1 protein-coding gene is annotated in these 524 nt (G+C 73.5%); it reads right to left on the bottom strand.

The features are described 5' to 3' along the window. The coding region (locus tag IFT51_RS14765) for a hypothetical protein (protein ID WP_197982094.1) at positions 1 to 524 on the bottom strand (524 nt) is incomplete at both ends.

Genomic DNA, 524 nt, shown 5'->3' with positions numbered 1-524 from the left:
GACTGGATCACCTTGGCGGTGTAGGGCGCGTTGCCGAGCCAGCGCGAGACGCTCCAGTCGCCGGAGGCGTTCGCGGTCCCGGTGACGGGTGCGAGTCCGTAGCCGAGGTGCACGGCGATGTCGGCGCCCGGGGTGGCGGTGCCGGTGAACGTCACGGCGCTGCCCGCGGCGAACGTGCTGCCGTCGACGGGTGCGGTGACGACGACGGGTGCGGTCGTGGCGGCAGGCGTGATCGTCGGGCCGGTGTGCGACCCGCCGATCTGCTTGCCGTCCTTGGACTGCGTGATGGTCGCGGTGTAGGGCGCGTTGCCGAGCCAGCGCGACACTGTCCAGTCGCCGTTCTCGTCGGCGTCGGCGACCAGGGGCGCCAGGCCGTAGCCGAGGCGGACCGAGACGGTGGCCTCGGCGGTGGCGGTGCCGGTGTAGGTCACGACGCTGCCGGCGGCGAAGGTGCCGCCGTCAGTGGGTGCGGTGACGACGATCGGTGCGGTCGTCGCGGCGGGGGTGATGGTCGGGCCGGTGTG

The sequence above is a fragment of the Frigoribacterium sp. CFBP 13712 genome (assembly GCF_014842255.1).
In the GTDB taxonomy this organism is placed as follows: domain Bacteria; phylum Actinomycetota; class Actinomycetes; order Actinomycetales; family Microbacteriaceae; genus Frigoribacterium.
Note: the sequence above shows the minus strand (reverse complement) of the source record. Positions and strands in the feature narration are given on the sequence as shown.